The following is an 18508-nucleotide window of genomic DNA, read 5'->3' on the forward strand; positions in this document are numbered from 1 at the left end:
CACCCCGGACTTCCTCGATCTCCCCCAAGTTCACGCCGACCAGCATGCCCGACCCGCGACACCAAGATCAACACAAGTTAACGAAGTACTACTAGATGACTGCCGCCGGCTTCGGTAGCGTTGCAAGTGGGTGAGCATGTGGGCGGAGGAGCGGACGTGTCCGGCGAGTGCGTCCAGTTCGGGGCAGTTGGCCAGTGGTCCGCCGCCCGGCCGGGCTCCATACCAGCCGGGCCCCTCCGACTGATACGTCCCGGCTGGTGGGGGAGTCAGCAGCAGGCGACCCCAGTAGAACGCGACCACGCCCCGCCAGGGCGCCAGTCGGCCGCTGCCCTTCGCACGTCGTGCCCGGGCGGGCCGCACGTGGCTCGTCTGCAGACGAGGCCTGCAATCCGCATCCTTGTCGCTTTCGCTTCCGATAGTCCCGCTTACGGGACGGACGAGGCGGGCGTTGAACAACCACGACTCCAGAGGCTGTACACGCGCTCAGCACGACCCCTCAGGCCCCGCACCGCGAAGTCGGGCTTGAGGGGCCCAGCCCGGAGGGAGGGTGAGACCGGTCCGTTGAGGCCGGCGGGGCGTCACGGCCTTCAATGAGACCACCCCGGGGTTCATCGCCGGCCGGGGCGGCCCGGACGGGTCAGCGACGGCGGCGCTTGACGATCACCGTGCCGGCGAGGCCGAGGCCCGCGGCGATGACGGCGCCGAGTGCCAGCCCCTGCCAGGGCAGGCCCGCTTCCGTAGACGCAGCTTCCGCCGGGGCCGCAGCGGTCTTCCCGGTGCTGGGGGTCGGGATGGGCGGCTTCGTGGGGGCCGGAGCCAGGGGGTCGACGTCAGGGGCCCCCGGGTTGCCCGCCTTTTCGAGCAGGACCATGCGCGGGCGGATCGCCCCATAGCCGATCCGGTCGGTGCGCTTGGAGCCGTCCTTTGGGGCACCGGCCGTCTCGATGAGGACGCGCGCGACCTGATTCGCAGTCCAGTCGGGGTGAGCCGACCAGACGAGAGCGGCGGAGGCGGACGCCAGGGCGGTGGCGTACGAGGTGCCTCCGTCGGCGATGCACCAGGCGGTGTTCTCCTTGCAGCGGATGGGCGCCTTGCTGCCGTACGCGGACAGGTCCGTGTCCTGCCCGTAGGAGCTGAGCATGACCGGCATGGCCTTCTCGTCGATGGCTCCTACGCCGATGACTCCCGGCACCGTGGCGATGAGGTTCGTCGCGTTGTTGCCCTCCCCCTCATTGCCCATCGCAGCGAAGACGAGCGCCCCCTTGCTCTGGGCGTACTCGATAGCCGGCTTGAGCCGCTTGAAGCTGTAGTAGTCGTCCCAGCTCAGATTGATGATCTTGGCACCGTTGTCGGCCGCGTACCTGATGCCCTTGGCACCCTCGCCGCCTGCGGCAAAGGCCATGCTCGTGCCGAGGCTGGTGCGGACGGGCATGACCTTGGCGCCGGGAGCCAGACCCTTGGGGCCCCCTCCTGAGCCGTCGCCGACGATCGCCGCGGTCATGGTGGTCCCGTGCCCGTCGACATCGTCGTGCGGCGAGTACTGCTTGTCCGGCTGATTGACGGGCGGTTCCATGACCGACACGCCTGGGAGGACGGACTCGCTTCGCACGCCCGGGACCTTCTTGAAGCCGCTGTCGACGACGGCCACCGTGATGCCGCTGCCGTCTGCCACCTTCCACAGCTCCTCGGCTTTCATCACCTTGAGGTAGTCCGGCGGGGCGCTGTCGGCTGCCGCCGGCATCACCGTTCCTGCGCTGACCGTCAACGCCGCAACGATGACGCCCACCGTCCTCCGCCACGAACCTCGACGTATGGCGCCTTGCATTTCTGCCCCCTTGATGTACGTGCACTGTGATCTCGCCCGGACCCCACCTCATCACATGGCAGTGCGCCCGCCCACACGTGGCCGTGCGGTTCCGGGCCGACCGAGGGCACCCCACGTCCCTCAAGGCCAACTAGGAGAAGCCGACTTGGGCATAGTCTCCAGTGGATCAACGCCCCCTGCCCGTCGAATGAGGTTCCCCATGCGTGTTCCTGTGCGGCCGCTGTCCCTGAGGTTCCCCCGAGATGCGGAAGGTTGCCGGAGATGGCCTGATGGGCCATGAGAAGGGAGCCTCTGCCATGGCTGCTCAGATGACGTACCCGCCCGAGTTGCGGCAGCGGGCCGTTGCCGCGTACCGGGCCACCGACCCGAAGCCGGTGATCCGTCAGATGGCCCGCGACCTCGGTGTCCACCACGAGGCCCTGCGCAACTGGATCCGCCAGGACGAGGCCGACCACGGCGAGCGCGACGACCGACTGACGACCTCCGAGAAGGAGGAACTGGCCCAACTCCGCAAGGAGAACACCGAGCTCCGCCGGTCCTGCGAGATCCTCAAAGCCGCCTCGGCTTTTTTCGCCCAGGAGCTCGACCCGACCCGGCGACGGTTCTGAAGCTCATCGACGAGCACCAGGACCGCTTCGGGGCCGAGCCCGTACTCCGGGAACTGCACATCCCCGCCTCCACCTACGACCGCTGGCGCCGCACCGGGCACCAGCCGTGCGAGCGGCACCGACGGGATATGGAGCTGACCGAGCGGATCCGGGAGATCCACACCGACTCCGGGGGCATCTACGGCTCCCCGCGCGTGCACGCAGTGCTCAAACGCGAGGGCACCTCGACCGGCCGCAAACGGATCGAGCGCCTGATGCGCGAGGCCGGCCTGCACGGAATCAGCCCACGCCCGCACGGTAAAGGCTTCACCCGCCGCGACCCGGCCGCCACGCTCGCCCCGGATCTGGTGCAGCGGGACTTCACCGCGCCCGCACCGAACCGGCGGCCAGCTCGTCACCTGGGCCAAAACGTACCTCCGGCTCACCATCAAGACCGTGAGCCGGCCCAAGGACACCACCGGATTCGTCGTCCTGCCCCGCCGCTGGGTGGTTGAGCGCACGTTGTGCGCCACGAGGCGCTTTGTTTGTATCCCCGGCTGAGCCGGGAGGAATTCGGAAGGAGATTCCTGGGCCGAATGACTTACCTGGATCCGAAAGGTGAAGGGGACAAGAGCATGTCAGAAAACCAGTGACCGGGCTCAGTTGTCAGGGACGGTGTGCTGGGTGGCCCGCGCGATATGGCGAAGACTGGATTGTTTGAAGCCCAATCTCCAGAAGATGCAAGTTCCCATCCGCCGGAAAGACAGCTGAAACCGGCGCCGACTCTGTACTGGCATCGATTGTGTGGGCCGGTGCACCTCCGGAGTTCGGGGCGATGTCCAGCGAGGACATTCAAGGAGATGAGTGGGACGCCTAAGTCGCGCTAGAACGTACAGACAGAGACGAACGTGGGATCGCCTACGGGATGCGAATCCTATGGCGACGGAGGCCTCGTAGTAGTCGCCGGAGTCACGACCGGTCAGGGAGGACGGGAAAGCCGTCCGCAGGGCGAAGGGGGCCAGGTGATTCGGACATCGAGACCTGGGAGGTATGCGGAATGCAGAGCGCCAAAACGGTGCTGGGTGTCCTGCGTGAACGCGGCAGGCGTGGCCTGCCGTGCGATGAACTGTATCGACAGCTGTCCAACCCGCAGTTGTATCTACTGGCCTACGGGCGCATCTACGCCAACCACGGCGCAATGACGCCCGGGGTCACACCGGAAACCGTGGACGGAATGTCACAGCGGAAGATCAGCCGGATCATCGAAGCAGTACGCCACGAGCGATACCGCTTCCGCCCGGTCCGACGCGTCCTCATCCCAAAGAAGAACGGGAAAACACGCCCGCTGGGATTACCGACCTGGTCGGACAAACTCGTCGGTGAAGTCGTCCGTCTTTTATTGGAGGCGTACTACGACCCGACGTTCTCCGACCGCTCGCATGGATTTCGCCCCCGCCGGGGCTGCCACACCGCCTTGCGGGAAGTGGCCCACACATGGACCGGGACGTCCTGGTTCATCGAGGGCGACATCGCCGACTGCTTCGGCAGCCTGGACCACCAGGTCCTGCTGTCGATCCTCGGCGAGAAGATCCATGACCAGCGGTTTCTGCGGCTGGTGCGCAACATGCTGACAGCCGGATACCTGGAGGACTGGAAGTGGGGTGCCACGCTCTCAAGAGCGCCGCAAGGCGGAGTCGCGTCCCCGGTCCTGTCCAACATCTACCTGCACAAGCTGGATGAATTCGTCGAGAAAGTTCTGATACCGGAGTACACCCGAGGAGACCGCCGGGCCCGCAACCCCGTCTACCTGGAGTTGCAGAACCTCCTGGCGAAAGCCCGCCGGCGCGGCGACCGGGCCGAAGCCCGGACGCTCCGTCAGCAGATGGTCAGCCTACCGAGCTCGGATCCGGACGATCCGGGATACCGGAGGCTGCGCTACGTCCGCTACGCGGACGACCACCTCCTCGGATTCACCGGACCGAAGGCCGAGGCCGAGCAGATGAAGCACCGCCTGGCGGGTCCTGCGTGACGAACTCAAGTTGGAACTCTCCCCGGACAAGACGCTGATCACCCATGCCCGCACCCGGGCCGCGAGGTTTCTCGGCTACGAGATCACGACTCAGCACAACGACACGAAGAAGACCGGCTGTTACCGACGTGTCAACGGCCAGATCGCACTACGTGTCCCACGAGACGTGATCAAAGCCAAATGTGCCCCATACCTATTCCGCGGGAAACCCGCGAGGAGGAACGCTCTGATCAACAGCGACGACCATGCGATCGTTGCGACCTACGGCCGAGCGGCCCACCAGCCCCGCCATCTCCGCCTGCGTCAGGCCTGCCGCGGGAGGAGGCGAGGCGGGTGTACCGGCTCGTTTCCAAGGTGGTGCTGGACGAGGAGGACCAGGCCCGCATGGAGGCCGCCGTCGTCACGCTCGACACCCTGGACGAGGTCCTGGAGGAGCTGCGCCCGAGCGACGCGGTTCCGCGCCGCTGACGAGGGCGCCTGGCCGTACACGGAGCCGTCCCGTCAGCACGGAGAAATCCGGCGGGACGGCTCTCGTCGAGAGCGTGGCGCCGACGCGCAGCCCGTCGCGCGAGGCGCCAGGCGTGACGTGCAGCCGTCACAGAATCGAGCCGACCCGCGGGTATGACGGCTCGACGTCACGCTCCGCGCTGGCTCACCGGGCTCGCGGGGGACGAAGGCTTCAGCGGCCCAAGCCCTGGCGGAGCTGCGGATCGGTTCCGGTCGGTCGCGGTGCGCTCTCGTGGCGCGGCCCGCCGACCACTGTTCCTCTGGCCCCAGTCGTGGAACGGCTCCTCGCGGCGGCCGCCAGGACTGCGGGTGGCGCCGTCGTCGGCTGCCACAGTGGCCCGAGCGAACGCTGCATCGCCGTAAGCGCGGCGGGGTGTACGAGCGGCCGCGCGAGCTCGACGACCGCGGCCAGCTCCTACCGCGAGGCGTCCCGCATCTACGGCGGCAGGACTCGATCCGCTGGAACGTCCGGCCCGTGACATCAGCGAACACCCGGGACTTCTGCTCGGACCAGGGGGCGTTGCGTTCGAGTCCCACCCGCCCCACCACCGCCCGTGGCTGCAGGAAGGTTTCTCCGCGACCACGGGCTTCTTGCTCCCACGGTGCACCCGTCGTGAGCGCATCACGGCAGCGACACGCCCGGAGTCACCCGGACGCCTCAGTCCGCGCGGAAGGCGACGCGGACCGTGTTGCCCGCCGGAATCACGAGCACGCTGCCGCCCGTCTCGGACCAGTTCTCGGAGATGAGGAACATCCGGCCGTTCACCTCCGCGAGGAGGCGCAGGCCCTCGTACCGGTACCGGAACCGCTGCGGGTGGTCGGCGACGGGCAGGACGGTCTCGCGTGCCTGACGGGGCGGGAAGTGGAGCCGCTCCGCCGTGTCGACGGTCACCGCCGGGCGCAGCCACAGATTGCGCGCCAGATACCGGGCGTCGTCGTCGCCGTGCTGCTTCGCGTACGCGTGGACCGCCCAGAAGGACGACAGGCCGACCAGCGCGGTGACGAGCGCGAGCGCCAGCCGCTCGCGCGCCACCGGGTAGTCGGCGCCGTTCAGCTTGAAGAACAGGGCCCTGCCGTACACGACCAGCACCAGTCCGCTGCCGAGCAGCAGTGGGGTGTCCATCGCCCCGGCGTCCCACACGCCGAGCCCGCCGAGCATGCCGAGCGTGAAGAGGACCAGGCCGCAGACCGAGAGCAGGTACGGCGCGAACCGGCCGCCGGGCGGCAGGCGGCCGCTCCTGGCTCCCAGCGCGCGTGCCGCGTAGTAGACCAGGACGGCGACCAGCGCGACGGTGAGCGCGGCGCCGGCGGGTACGTAGAGGGCGCCCGCGCTGCGCAGCGCGTAGTCCTGGGTGGAGAAGCCGAGGGTCGCTGCGTCGACGCCGAAGTGTGCGTAGAGGGCGTCGGTGTAGGCGAAGCCGAAGTACAGCAGCAGGGCGCCGATGAAGGTGGTTGGGGCGAGCAGCGTGGCGAGCGTGATGGCCCAGTTACTCCAGGGGCGCCCGTCGCTGTCGGAATCCCCCTCGGTCGTGAGAGGCCCGTCGGCCGTGGGGCCCCCGTCGTTCCTCCGGTCCCCTTCGGCCATACGGCCCCCTTCGCTCGGGCGGCTCAGCCGAGCCCGCCGGACTCGCCGGTGCCCCCGTCGGTGGTTTCCCCGGTGGTCTCGCCCGTGGTCTCGCCGGTGGTTTCCCCGGTGGTCTCGCCGGTGGTTTCCCCGGTGGTTTCCCCGGTCGTTTCGCCGGTCGTTTCGCCGGTCGTTTCGCCGGTGGTCGTCTCCCCGGTGGTCTCGCCGGTGGTCGTCTCCCCGGTCACTTCGCCGGTGGTCTCGCCGGTTCGGTTCAGTTGAACGGAGAGCGCGTCCTTGTCCTCGCCCCTGACCCCGCCCTCGTCCCGAAGGGTCACGCACATGATGCGCGGCTTGTTGGAGGTCACGTCTCCCTGTCCCTGGGGGAAACTGAAGGACACCCTGAAGTCGTGCTTCTCCGTCTTCGGCGGCACGGTGACGGTCTGGCTCGATGGGGTGATGAGTTGGCGCTTCCCGTCCGGCGAGCAGTCCACGACCGCGACCGTGCCCACGTAGGGTTCGGACGACGGATTCTCCAAGAACTTCTCGTAGGCGAACGGAAAGGTGCCATCGAAGTCGTCGGAGAGCCGGCCCGCGCGGCTGAAGCTTCCGCTGTCCTTCTCCCGCCTCCGCCGCTCCTGCGCGTCCTCGTCCTGGTCGCCTCCCCCCGTCGTCCCGGCGGTCGCCGTGGCGTCGGTGGTGTTGGTCGCGTCCGAGACGACGCCGGTCTCGGGGGTCCGGTCCTCCCCCTCCGACCCGGAGGAGCAGCCGGTCAGCGGGGCGGCCCCGGAGCAGAGGAGAACGAGCGCGAGGAGCGCGCCCCTGGTCCTGCTCCGACGACGAGTCGTCCGGCCGCGCATGGAGCCTCCCGATCCGGGGCTGTCGGAACGGACTGCATCCGTCCCGTGTCCCGGCAGCCTAAAACGGCGTCATATCGGGTGAAACCGCCGTTCGGGTAACTGTCCTGGGTGGCCCGCGCGCGCCTGCACGAGGTCCTCTTGGCGCAACTCCGTAAGAGCGGATTGCTCGAGATGGACGATGCCGCGATCGACGGCTCCCCCTTCAGGGCCCTGAAGGGGGGCTCACACCGGACCTTCGCCGGTTGACCGCGGCCGCCCTGGCAGCAAGCACCACTTGATCACCGATCGGCATGGGACGCCCCTCGCCCTGTCGCTGACCAGCGGAAACCGGCACGATGTCACCCAGTTGATGCCCCTGCTGGACTTATCCCCCGCATCCGCGGGCGGCGCGGTCGCCCGCGTCATCGTCCGCGCCGGCTGTTCGCCTATATTCGCCTCGTCAAGGGGTGCTCCTCGGTTCGGTTCGGGATCAGCAGGCGGGGATGCCGGGGGCCGGGTCGGCTCCCACGTTGACGTTGCCGCCCCACATCCACACGTTGCTGTAGATGTGGCCGATGTCGTAGTCGATGACGGTGCCGAGGTACCAGACGTCCGTGGTGTATCCGCCCGCGGTGACGCGCTGGCCCCGGGTGTAGCACTCGACGCCGGCCTCGGTCACCTTCGTCGTGGTGCCCCAGATCCGGCTGTTGGTCCTGGGGGCGTCGCGCAGATTGCTGTGGGCCTGCACGGTCGTCGCGTAGCCGTTGGTGCCGGCGGGTGCGGCCTCGGCGGGCCCGGCGGTGCCGAGCAGGGAGAGGGCCGCGCCGAGCGCGAGCCCGGCGGCCGCAGCGGGCCTGCTTCGCTTGGTCATGGGGTGCTCCTCAGTGCGGTTCGGGATCAGCAGGGCGAGACCTCGGGGGACGGGTCGGCGCCGACGTTGACGTTGCCGCCCCACATCCAGACGTTGAGGTAGGCGTGCGCCGGGGTCGCGTCGTCGTCGAAGACGTTGCCGAAGTACCAGACGTCGGTGCCGTAGTTGCCGACCTTCACGTACTGCCCGCGCTTGTAGCACCTGACGTACGCCGTGCTCTGGAACTGGGTGGTGCCGACGAGCCGGCTGTTCGTGGTGGCTGCCTCCCGGATGTTGCTGCGGGCCTGGACGGTGGTGTTCACGGCCTGCGCGGAGGCCAGCGCACTACCCGCCGCCCCCAGGAGGGAGACAGTCGCGCCGAGCGCCAGTCCCGTCGCCGCCAGCCTGGTGGATTGCTTCGCCATGGTTTTCCCCTCTGTCATGAACGCGTTCTGTTCGGCTCTACGACGGACGGGGCGGTGCATCCGTATGACCGTGCCGCGGGCCGCTTTCACGGATTTCCTGCTGTCAGAACGGGCAGTCACTGACGTGGGCCAGGTGCTCGTCCCCCGTGATGTAGACGTTGTTCACCCAGCCCCACGGTCCGCTCGGCGACTCCACGTAGGTCCACCACCGGCTGCTGTAACCGGAGTCGCTGATGAGCTCCCCCTGCTTCTGGCAGTAGGCGGTCACGGTGGTCCGGGACACCGTTGCCAGACCTGGCAGTTCTGCCGGGAGGGGAAGGTCTTGCACGTTTCGAAGGGGATTCTCGAGGCGGCGTTGCGGACGTTGACTCCGGTCGCCCACACGTGGACCTTCGTGAAGTCCATCGCCGCGGCCCCGGCCGCGGCGGCCGCACGGTCGCCGTCGGCTGCCCGGTCGCCGACGCGGCCGCGGGACCGGCCAGCGCCGCGGCGGCGACGAGGAGTGACGTGGTCAGCGCCCGGAGCGTGCGCGGTGACGTGTTCGGCATGGTGGAGGCCTCTTCCGGCAGTGGTCGCGGGCGGCGGGTGCCGCGCCGTTCACACCGGCGACGGGTAGTGGTCGCCTCCCGTATGAGCGCCGGGGGGTGCCGGTGCGTGCCGGGCCGGATTCCACGTCGTGCAACGGCTGCCTCAGTGCCCCGGGGCGTCCCCCGCTTCCGGGAGTTCCCGCGCCTCGCGGGTGCCGAGCCGGCGGAAGACCTCGTACGCCTCCTGTTCGCACTCGCGTGCCGTTGCGGCTCGGCCCTGGGCCAGTGCGGCGCGGGCCAGGTCCCGCAGGGTGCGGGCGCGCCACAGCGGCAGTTGCAGCTTGTCCCACAGTCCGAGTGCCTGTCGCAGGGTCTCGGTCGCCGTCTCCCAGTCGGACGCGGCGAGATGCCACTCGCCCATGGTGCGCAGGACGAGGGCCTCACCGAATATGTCCTGCCGCTTGCGGGTGATCTCCAGACACCGGTCGAGCCGCTGCCGGGGCTTGGCCATCCGGCCCTGCCGGAACTCGACCTTGGCCAGCGACATGCTCGCGTACATGACGCCGAAGGCGTCGTCCGTCTCCTCGAAGATGGCGAGGGACTGCCGCAGCAGGTCCTCCGCCCGCGCCAGGTCCCCCCGCGCCCGGTGGCACAGGCCCAGTGAGCGCAACGCGAGCGCCTCGCCGTGCCGGTCCCGGGCGGTGACGTACAGCCGGCGGGCGCGGGAGATCACCTCCCACGCCTCGTCGTCGCGGCCCTGCTCGCGGTGGACGGACCCGATGCCGTACAGCACATGGGCCATGGAGGCGATGTCCTCCGGCTCCCGGTACTGTTCGAGCGCCGAGGTCAGCAGGGGCAGCGCCTCGTCGAAGCGGGCCTGTTCGCGGCGGGCCGCGCCCATGCCGGCCCGCGCGCCCGCGCAGCCGGTGCGTACGGACCGCTCCTCGAACAGGCCGAGCGCCAGGGCGAAGAACGCGTACGCCTCGTCGAAGCGGTCCTGCTCCAGGCGGAGTTGGCCCAAGCCGATCAGCAGCCAGGCCTCGCCCTCGACGTCCCCGCCCCGGCGTACCGCCGCCAGGGCCACGTCGTGGGAACGGGACCATGCGTCGAACTGGTTGTAGAGGGCCACGGAGGCGGCCATGAGGGTGGCGGCGAGCTCGCGGGCGGCGTCGAACATTCCGTGGTCCGCGCAGTGGATGACGGCGGACAGCAGACACGGCTGCTCGGCGGCGAACCACGCGGCCGGCTCGTCCGTCAGGTGGGCCGACGCTTCCGTCGGCGGGACCGGCCCGTCCGACGCCCGTGCCGGCCCGTCCGCCGGGACCCCGGCGGATCGATCCGCGGTCTGCGCCGACCCGTCCGCAGCGGTGACGGGGAGGAGCCGTGACGCGCCACCCGGGCCGTGGGCCGCCGCGACGCGGGCCATGGCCAGCCAGCGGTCGACCAGTCTGCGCACCGCCGTCTCCCGTTCCTCCGGAGCCTCGTCGGCCAGGCAGCGCTCCCGGGCGTACTCGCGCGCCAGGTCGTGGATCCGGTAGCGCGTCGTGCCCGTCTCGTCGGTCCCCACGACCTCCACGAAGTGGCAGTCCACGAGTTGTTCGACCGCGTCCTCCGCATCGTCCTCGTTCACGTCCAGGAGCGGCCCGGCGACCCACGCGGCGAAGTCGGGCAGATCCATCAGGGCCAGGCGGCGCAGGGCGCGCTGCTCCTGCTCGGCCAGGTCCGCGTAACCCATTCCGAGGCTCGCGCGCACCTCCAAGTCGCCCGCCTGCAGTTCATCCAGCCGGCGGCGCTCGTCCCTCAGGCGCGACACGAGCCGTGCCGGCGTCCAGTGGGGGCGGGCGGCGAGACGGGCACCGGCGATACGGACGGCGAGCGGAAGCCGACCGCACAGCGCGACGATCTCGGCGGCCCGTTCGGGATCCAGCGCGGGCCGGGCCGGACCGGCCACACGGGCCAGCAGGTCCAGCGCCTCCGTTTCGGACGGCACCCCCAGGTCGAGGTGGGCGGCGCCCTCCAGCGCGACGAGCCGGCGGCGGGCGGTGATCAGCACGGCCGAGCCGCCGCCCGGCGGGAGCAGCGGACGCAGCAGGGCCTCGCTGACAGCGTTGTCGAGGACGAGCAGGACCCGGCGGCGCGCGATGTGCGTGCGGTACAGCCCGAGGAGGTCCTCCTCGTCGCGCGCCGGGGTCTCCGGGTCCACCCCGAGGGCGCGCAGCAGTCGGGCCAGGGCATCAGCGGTCCGTACCGGCTCGGAGTCCGAGGCGCGCAGGTCCACGAAGAGCTGTCCGTCGGGGAAGAGCGCGGCGGTGCGATGGCCCACGTGGACGGCCAGGGCGGTCTTGCCGGTGCCCGACCGGCCGGAGATCACCCCGATGCGCGGCGCCGTGCGCAGCGGGTTGCGCACCTCCTCCAGCAGGGAGGTCACCCAGGCCGTCTGCTCGGTGCGGCCTACGAAGTCGGCTGCGTCGGGAGGCAGTTGAGTGGGCACGGGACGACCGCCGGCGTCGTGGGGCCGGTCGGCGCGGCGGGTTGCCGGTACGTCCTCGCCCGAGCGCGGGGGAGCCGCCGCCGGCGCGGGCACGTGTCCCTTCCCGGCGAGCGCGGCTCTTCGGGCAGCCGGCGCTCCCAGCACCGTGGTGTCCGCCCGGAGCAGGGACTGGTGCAGCGCGCGCAGTTCCGGGCCGGGGTCCGCGCCCAGTTCCGTACGGAACAGCCGGCGGCCCTCGTCGTAGACGCGCAACGCGTCGGGCATCCGGCCGGTGCGGAACAGGGCGGTCATCAGCTGGCCGCGCGGGCGCTCCCTGAGGGGGTGGGCGGCGACATGGGCGACGAGTTCGGAGACGAGGTCCGTACGACGGTCCAGGTCCAGTTCGGCGGAGAAGCGGAACTCCTGTGCCTCCAGCCGGAGTTCCATCAGGCGCATGGCCTCGACACGGGCGAAGGACTGGCCGAGCCCCTCCAGGGCGTCCCGGCCGCGCCACAGGCGCGACGCCGCCTGTAGGGTCTCGACGGCCTCCTCCGCCCGCCCGTCGACGGCCGCCTCCCGGCCGGCCGCGAACGACTTCTCGAAGCGACGGGCGTCCACGGCGTCGGGCGGGAACTCGGCGACGTAGCCCGGGGTGCGGGTACGGATGGCCTCCGCGCCCTCCGTACCGGCCAGGGCCCGGCGCAGTCCGGAGACGTGCGACGCGACGAGCGCCCGCGCGGTGGCGGGCGGCTCCTCCTCCCAGACCAGATCGACGAGCCGCTCGACGGACAGCACCTCGCCGAGATGCACGACGAGAGCCGCGAGAATCGCGGTCGGTTTGGCGCCGTTCAGCGCGATCCGGCGCCCCCCGCTCACCACCTCGACCGGACCCAGAAGGCGAAGGTCCACCGTGTCCCCCGATTTCACGTTCCGCATCCGGGGACAACGTGTCGGCCCCCACTGAGGTTTACGCCCGACACCGGGCCTCCGGTTTCACGGACGACCGATGTGGCGTACAGGTGACCGAAACCCGTCGGGTCTGCAGTCCTGGTGGCCCGTTACCGGCGATGCATGGCTCCTGCAGAGGATCTGCATCGATCCTGCAACGCCCGCCCCGACGCTGTGAGCGTGACGGACATCATCCTCCTCTCGGACCCCCGGGTCGCCGCCACGCGTGTCACCGAGAACGGTGAACCCCTGGTCGACGCCCGGGAGGTCGCCGCACTGCGGGTCGACACGCGGAAGACCGACCACGACGGCTCGTACGCACATCTGCGGGCCGGCGTGCTGCGCCGGCTCCTGCTCGCACAGCAGGCGCTGCCCCCGGGCATCCGCCTGCTGATGGTGGAGGGCTTCCGGCCGCCCGCCCTGCAGCGCCGCTACTTCGACGAGTACGCGGCGGCCCTGCGCACGGCGCACCCGGACGCCGGGCCGGACCGGATTCGCGAGCTGGCCAGCGCGTACATCTCGCCCCCGGAGGTCGCCCCGCACGTCAGCGGCGGTGCGGTGGACCTGACGCTGTGCACCGACGACGGTGCCGAGCTGTCCCTCGGTACGGAGGTCAACGCCACCCCCGAGGAGAGCGGGGGCGGCTGCCGCACCGCCGCGCTCAACGTCGGCTCCCACGCCCGCGCCAACCGGGCGGCGATGGGCCGGGCCATGACGGCCGCGGGGTTCGTCAACTACCCGACCGAGTGGTGGCACTGGTCCTACGGGGACCGGTACTGGGCGCTCCTGACCGAAGCGCCGGCGGCCAAGTACGGTCCCGCCTCCCTGAGCCCAACCCCAGCCTGAGACAGCCCGACCCCGGGGGAACACCGTGGAGAGCACCTGCATCACGACGACGACCACGTCGGCCGAGACCTCCCAAACCGAGCCGCCGAGCACGAGCGCGAGCACGAGCGCGGCGACCTTCACCGACCACATGACCGCCGCCGAGTTCGACGAGGCGTTCACCGCCGTGATGCCGAGGCTGCGGCGCCGGCTGCTGGCGCTGACCGGCAATCCACACGACGCCGACGACCTGCTGCAGGAGACGTACCTGAGACTCTCCCGCCGGGCGCGTGCCCACACCCTGACGCGTCAGCAGCAGCCGTACGCCTACACCTGCGCGGCGGCGCTGAACCTCCTGCGCGATCTGTGGCGGCACCCCTCGCGCCAGGAGCGCTGCACCGACCGGCTGCCGGAACGCGGCTGGGACGGCGGCTTCGCCGGCAGGGAGGCCGAGGCGGTGACGGCCGCGCTGCTGCGCGGGCTGTCCCCCAAGGAGGCGGCGGCCGTGATCCTGGTCGACATCGAGGGCCTGACCCACGACATGGCGGGGGAACGGCTCGGCGCACACCGCGGCACGGTCCAGCGCAACCGTATGCGCGGCCTCGCCAAGATCCGCGCCGCGCTCGCCGCATAGGAACCGGCCGCCGCACGGCCTCCGCACGGCCTCCGACGCCCCGTACAGCACCTGCGCACATCGCACCGACCACCCCAGGGGAACCCATGAACCGCACACTCGCGACGGCGGGAGGGCTGTTGCTCTCCACCGCGTTGACCTGTACCGGTACGGCGACGGCCGCCTCATCGCCGGTGTCTTCGCCGGTCTCAACGGCGGCCGCGGCCGCCACCGACTGCCGTCCCCTGGCGGACGCGTCGGCCCAGGCGCAGGCGATCGTCAACGCCGCCTGCTCACAGATCGGGGTGCCGTACTCGTGGGGCGGCGGTTCCATCCACGGGCCGACGTACGGTCAGGACTATCCCGGCGGCGGCCCCGGCGCCCACGACAGCCGGGTGAAGGGCTTCGACTGCTCGCACCTCGTGCAGTACGCGGCCTGGCAGGGAGCGGGCATCGCCCTGCCCGAGGGGACGTGGAACCAGGCCCGGTGGAGCGGCGCCACCGCCCGGTTCACCCGCGCCCAGGGGACCGCTCCGATGCAGCCGGGCGATCTGCTGCTGTGGGGGTCGGACCCGGCCAACCTCGGCAGCGTCCACCACATCGCCGTCTACCTCGGCAACGGCAAGATGGTCGAGGCCCGGGAGTCCGGCACGCTCGTGCAGGTCAGCGACGTACGGCTGGACTCCCAGTACGCGGGCGCCCTGCGCATCGCCAGCGCCCAGCAGCCGCCCGCCGACACCAAGCGGTTCATGACCTGGGGCACCCAGGTGGGCCTCCGTCCCGAGCCCGGCACCCAGAAGCCTCCCGTGACCCGGCTGCCCGGCCCCACGGCCGTGGACGTGCTCTGCCAGGCACGGGGCGAGACGGTCACCGCCGAGGGCTACACCAACGACGCCTGGTCGTACCTGCCCAAGTACAAGGCGTGGATCTCGAACATCTACATCAACGACCCGGCGGCCTGGCTGCCCGGGGTTCCCACCTGCTGACCCACCGCTTCCCGCACGCCGCTCACGCCTCTCGCACCTCTCATTTCTCTCACATCGCTCACATCGCTCACATCGCTCACATCGCTCACAGAGGAGACTCCGTCATGCGCACACTCAAGCGCACCAAGTCCATCGGCCTGCTCGTCGCCGCGGTCACCGCAGCCGGGCTGGTCCCGCTCGCGGCCGGCCAGGCCGCCGCCGCCCCGCCCGCCAAGGCCGCCGGGTACGCCGGTTCCTGCCCGGCGGCCGGCACGGTGACCCAGGGTTGGCACTCCGGCCACGACGGCGTGGACATCGCCAACGGCCGCGGTACGCCGATCCACTCCGCCGGGCCCGGCACCGTCATCGTCTCCGGCACCGCCAGCGGCTACGGTCAGTGGATCCGCATCAAGCACGACGACGGCACCGTCACCGAGTACGGCCACATGTACGAGCGCCTCGTCTCCGTGAACCAGCGGGTGAGCAGCGGCCAGCTGATCGCGCGCATGGGCTCCGAGGGCCAGTCCACCGGCCCGCACCTGCACTTCGAGGCCCACTCCTCCACGGCCAGCACCCGGGGCATGGACCCCGTCGCCTATCTGGCCGAGCGCGGTGTGGGCCTGCCCTGCACCCCGGGCAGCGGAACGCCCGGCACGAACTTCACCACCTGGGGCACATCGGTCCGGGTGCGCGCCGACGCCCGGCTCGGCGCGGCGGTCGTGCGCACGCTGACCGGGCCGACGCCGGTCCACGTGCAGTGCCAGAAGCGCGGCGACTCGGTCACCGCCGAGGGCTACACCAATGACGCCTGGTCCTACATCCCGGCGCTCGGCGGCTACATCTCCAACATCTACATCGACCACCCGGCCGCCTGGCTGCCCGGGGTGGGCACATGCTGACCGTCGCCCTCGCCGGCAGGAAGGGTGCCGCGGCGGCGGTCCTCGCCGCAGCACTGCTCCTCTCCCCCGGCCTCACCTCGTCCGCCCAGGCCGCCGACTCGGCGCCGTGCACCCCCGACCGGAACTACCCGGGTACGTTCCTGTGCCCGATCTGGGGCTCGAACATCAATCTGCGTTCCGCCCCCGACCCCCAGGCCCAGGTCACCGCCACCTCGCCCCCCGGCGGCGTCCTCAGAGTGCAGTGCCAGGTCAAGGGCGGCCGCGCGACCTACGGCGACTACTGGCACACGTGGTGGGTCAAGACCCCGGCGGTGGGCATGGCCCCGTCCGCATACATGAGCGAGATCTTCCTCGTCGGAGGCGGCAACGACGAGCCGGACACGGGTCTGCCGACCTGCTGAACGACGGCCCGCACCGACCGGATGCCCCCGGGACCACGGCAGGTCCCGGGGGCATTCGCCTCCACTTCCCTCTCCACCGATCCCGAGGACGACCATGATGATCCTGAGCAGCACACGGAGCGCGGTGCGGGCGGGCGCGCTGACCGCCGCCCTCGCCGCGTTCCTGTGCACCACCGCGACGACCGCCTCCGTCGCCGCCGCCGAGTCCCCCTCGGCGCGCCCGGCGGCGGTTCAGGCCGACGTGCCCGCCGGGGTGACGGCGGGCGTCGCCGTCTTCGACCGCCAGACCGGCACCTTCACCGAACAGCTCAACACCGCCGCACAGTTCAGGTCCGCGTCGGTGGTGAAGCTGCTGATCGCCCTGGACGTGCTCTGGAACCGAAGCCCCGACGCCCTGCCGGCCGCCGACCGGGCCCGGATCGACACCATGCTGCGCGGCAGCGACGACACGGCCGCGAGCACGTTCTGGTCCAACAACGGCTCGGGGGCGATCGTCGACCGGATGGTCACGCGGCTCGGCCTGACGGACACCGCCCGGCCGCCGTCCACCCACCCCGGCTACTGGGGCTACACGGCCCTCTCGGCCCGTGACACCGTGAAGATCTACCGCCATCTGCTGGACTCCGCCCCGGCGGCGACACGCGACTACCTCCTCGGTGACCTGCGGCAGTCCACCCGCTGCGCCACCGACGGCTACGACCAGCACTTCGGCATCGCCGGCTCCTTCAACCGCCCCTGGGCCGTCAAGCAGGGCTGGTCGGGCTTCAGTTCGGGCGGCTGCACGGCACCGACCGCGAAGGCCGCCCACGCAGCCGAGGCCGCTGAGGGAGCCGAGGGCGCCGAGGCCAATGGGGAACCGGCGGCAACGGATGCCCGGACGCCGGCGGGCGCCGAGGCCGTGGACCTCTCCCGTCCGGCACTGCACACGACGGGTGTGGTGGGTGCGGGCGACCGTTCCATCGTGGCGGTCTTCACCCTGCACCCCGGCGGAACGCCCTACGGCAAGGCCTACACGGACATCGGGCGGCTGACCCGTTCGCTGAACGTCCCCGGCGCCTCCCGCCCCGCCGGTACGTGGGTCGGCACCTGGGGCACCGGGGTCCGGGTCCGCACCCAGGCGACGACCACCTCCGGGGCGATCACCACGCTGCCCGCCGGGGTCGAGGTCCTGGTCGGCTGCCAGAAGCGCGGGCAGCAGGTCAGCCAGCCGCCCTACGTCAACGACTGGTGGGCCCACCTTCCGCAGTACGGCGGCTACATGACCAACATCTATCTCAGCGTGCCGGAGAACCAGGTGCCCGGAGTGCCCGTCTGCTGACCGCGCCGCGGGAACGGCCCGCGGCTCCTACGGCGAGTGCCGACTCGCCGTCCCGTTGTGAGACGAACCCTGAACAAGGAGAACCGTGATGAACAAGCGTGCACTCGGAGCCCTGGCCGCGGCAGCGGCGATCACCGGCCTGCTGGGGGCGGCGCCGACGGCCTCGGCCGCCGACGTACCGCCGGGCTGCGACAAGGGCTACTTCTGCGTCTACTCGGGTGACTACGGGACGGGCCAACTCGTCCTGAAGTCGGACGGCAACTGGTCGGGCAGGGTGACCGGCCGGTCCATCTTCAACAACGGCGCACCCTTTCCCGGCCTCGACCACATCCAGGTCGACTGGAAGGGCATCGGCCCCGGCACGGAGTGCGTCCACTACTACCCCGGCCCCGGCGACTACGGCATCAACTTCAACCACGACGCCGTTATCACCAAGGTGACATGGCGCGGGGAGTGCTAGGTTCTGTCCGGCGGATCATGTGACTGTCTGCTTGTCCGGTCGTTACTGACTTCGGCTCTTCAGGGTGAAGTTGGTACGTCGAGGGTGAGGCCGGTGCCGGCTATGAAGCCGTCGAGGGTGAAGTTCCCCCTGCGGCCTGGACAGCCTGATACTGGGACGGACGGTCCCGGAGGAAGCAGTTCCCAGGTAGTGAGCAAGAAGAGCAACACGAGTAACTGATCGTTTCAGAATGAACTTTGGCTGGTGGGTTGTCAGTTGGCTGGAAGGTCGGCAGGATCTGTTGTGTGTCTGTTGATCTCGTGCCTGATGACCTGTGGGAACGCGTTGCTCTGCTGCTGCCGGTTCGTCCGCCTCGGCGTCACCGGTATCCAGGCCGGTTGCCGGCGGATGACCGTGCTGCTTTGCGGGGCATCGTCTATGTGTTGCGCAAGGGCGTGAGCTGGCGGGACGTTCCCC

General features: G+C 70.5%; 17 protein-coding genes and 4 pseudogenes. 14 read left to right on the top strand and 7 right to left on the bottom strand.

Annotation, left to right across the window (positions count from 1 at the left end; translation table 11 throughout):
• Window positions 1-637 precede the first annotated feature (637 nt).
• A complete protein-coding gene (locus ACFWTC_RS36285; RefSeq protein ID WP_384030179.1) occupies window positions 638-1741 on the bottom strand; it encodes a S8 family serine peptidase in 1104 nt (367 codons plus the stop codon).
• A 380-nt stretch (window positions 1742-2121) separates the two neighbouring features.
• Between ACFWTC_RS36285 and ACFWTC_RS36290 the strand changes: the two genes are divergently transcribed.
• From ACFWTC_RS36290 to ACFWTC_RS36310, 5 genes and pseudogenes are all read left to right on the top strand, one after another.
• The gene (locus tag ACFWTC_RS36290; protein WP_384030177.1) at window positions 2122-2433 is read left to right on the top strand and encodes a transposase; all 312 of its coding nucleotides are present in this window, start codon (window positions 2122-2124) and stop codon (window positions 2431-2433) included.
• 128 nt (window positions 2434-2561) lie between these two features.
• A pseudogene (locus ACFWTC_RS36295) lies at window positions 2562-2714 on the top strand (IS3 family transposase); the annotation flags it as partial.
• A 103-nt stretch (window positions 2715-2817) separates the two neighbouring features.
• A pseudogene (locus tag ACFWTC_RS36300) lies at window positions 2818-2937 on the top strand (IS5/IS1182 family transposase); the annotation flags it as partial.
• Window positions 2938-3469: 532 nt separating this feature from the next.
• Window positions 3470-4709, top strand: a pseudogene (locus tag ACFWTC_RS36305) (reverse transcriptase/maturase family protein); the annotation flags it as partial.
• Window positions 4710-4774: 65 nt separating this feature from the next.
• Complete coding sequence (locus ACFWTC_RS36310; protein WP_384030181.1) at window positions 4775-4909, top strand: hypothetical protein; 135 nt, start codon at window positions 4775-4777, stop codon at window positions 4907-4909.
• 697 nt (window positions 4910-5606) lie between these two features.
• On the opposite strand, the gene ACFWTC_RS36315 is transcribed toward ACFWTC_RS36310, so the two are convergent.
• Window positions 5607-6533 carry a hypothetical protein gene (locus ACFWTC_RS36315; RefSeq protein ID WP_384030175.1) on the bottom strand — a complete coding sequence of 309 codons (927 nt, stop codon included), beginning with the start codon at window positions 6531-6533 and terminating at the stop codon, window positions 5607-5609.
• Between the two features lie 23 nt (window positions 6534-6556).
• The gene (locus ACFWTC_RS36320) at window positions 6557-7372 is read right to left on the bottom strand and encodes a hypothetical protein (protein ID WP_384030173.1); all 816 of its coding nucleotides are present in this window, start codon (window positions 7370-7372) and stop codon (window positions 6557-6559) included.
• A gap of 123 nt (window positions 7373-7495) precedes the next feature.
• Here ACFWTC_RS36320 and ACFWTC_RS36325 point away from each other — a divergent pair.
• Window positions 7496-7798: pseudogene (locus ACFWTC_RS36325) on the top strand (transposase); the annotation flags it as partial.
• A 43-nt stretch (window positions 7799-7841) separates the two neighbouring features.
• Here the strand turns inward: ACFWTC_RS36325 and ACFWTC_RS36330 are convergent.
• The 4 genes from ACFWTC_RS36330 to ACFWTC_RS36345 form a co-directional block, all read right to left on the bottom strand.
• On the bottom strand, window positions 7842-8222 hold the full coding sequence (locus ACFWTC_RS36330; RefSeq protein WP_384030172.1) for a hypothetical protein: 381 nt from the start codon (window positions 8220-8222) through the stop codon (window positions 7842-7844).
• A 26-nt stretch (window positions 8223-8248) separates the two neighbouring features.
• A complete protein-coding gene (locus ACFWTC_RS36335; protein ID WP_384030170.1) occupies window positions 8249-8626 on the bottom strand; it encodes a hypothetical protein in 378 nt (125 codons plus the stop codon).
• A 103-nt stretch (window positions 8627-8729) separates the two neighbouring features.
• A complete protein-coding gene (locus tag ACFWTC_RS36340) occupies window positions 8730-8909 on the bottom strand; it encodes a hypothetical protein (RefSeq protein WP_384030168.1) in 180 nt (59 codons plus the stop codon).
• Between the two features lie 407 nt (window positions 8910-9316).
• Window positions 9317-12532 carry a BTAD domain-containing putative transcriptional regulator gene (locus ACFWTC_RS36345; protein WP_384030166.1) on the bottom strand — a complete coding sequence of 1072 codons (3216 nt, stop codon included), beginning with the start codon at window positions 12530-12532 and terminating at the stop codon, window positions 9317-9319.
• Window positions 12533-12751: 219 nt separating this feature from the next.
• Here ACFWTC_RS36345 and ACFWTC_RS36350 point away from each other — a divergent pair, with 219 nt between their 5' ends.
• From ACFWTC_RS36350 to ACFWTC_RS36385, 8 genes are all read left to right on the top strand, one after another.
• Complete coding sequence (locus tag ACFWTC_RS36350) at window positions 12752-13417, top strand: M15 family metallopeptidase (protein ID WP_384030164.1); 666 nt, start codon at window positions 12752-12754, stop codon at window positions 13415-13417.
• Between the two features lie 25 nt (window positions 13418-13442).
• The gene (locus ACFWTC_RS36355) at window positions 13443-14030 is read left to right on the top strand and encodes an RNA polymerase sigma factor (protein ID WP_384030162.1); all 588 of its coding nucleotides are present in this window, start codon (window positions 13443-13445) and stop codon (window positions 14028-14030) included.
• Window positions 14031-14116: 86 nt separating this feature from the next.
• Window positions 14117-14995, top strand: coding sequence for a C40 family peptidase (locus tag ACFWTC_RS36360; RefSeq protein WP_384030160.1), 879 nt, complete (start codon window positions 14117-14119; stop codon window positions 14993-14995).
• A gap of 104 nt (window positions 14996-15099) precedes the next feature.
• Window positions 15100-15873 carry a M23 family metallopeptidase gene (locus tag ACFWTC_RS36365; protein ID WP_384030158.1) on the top strand — a complete coding sequence of 258 codons (774 nt, stop codon included), beginning with the start codon at window positions 15100-15102 and terminating at the stop codon, window positions 15871-15873.
• Window positions 15867-16274, top strand: a complete 408-nt coding sequence (locus tag ACFWTC_RS36370) for a hypothetical protein (protein WP_384030156.1) — start codon at window positions 15867-15869, stop codon at window positions 16272-16274. Before ACFWTC_RS36365 ends, ACFWTC_RS36370 begins: the two co-directional genes overlap by 7 nt.
• Window positions 16275-16368: 94 nt before the next feature.
• Window positions 16369-17592 carry a hypothetical protein gene (locus ACFWTC_RS36375; RefSeq protein WP_384030154.1) on the top strand — a complete coding sequence of 408 codons (1224 nt, stop codon included), beginning with the start codon at window positions 16369-16371 and terminating at the stop codon, window positions 17590-17592.
• A gap of 88 nt (window positions 17593-17680) precedes the next feature.
• Window positions 17681-18052: a peptidase inhibitor family I36 protein gene (locus ACFWTC_RS36380; RefSeq protein WP_384030153.1), complete on the top strand. Its 372-nt coding sequence runs from the start codon at window positions 17681-17683 to the stop codon at window positions 18050-18052.
• A gap of 284 nt (window positions 18053-18336) precedes the next feature.
• Window positions 18337-18508: transposase (locus ACFWTC_RS36385; RefSeq protein ID WP_384075024.1), on the top strand; the 172-nt coding region annotated here is incomplete at its 3' end.

Origin of the sequence: Streptomyces sp. NPDC058619, assembly GCF_042717785.1 — a bacterium.
GTDB lineage: Bacteria > Actinomycetota > Actinomycetes > Streptomycetales > Streptomycetaceae > Streptomyces.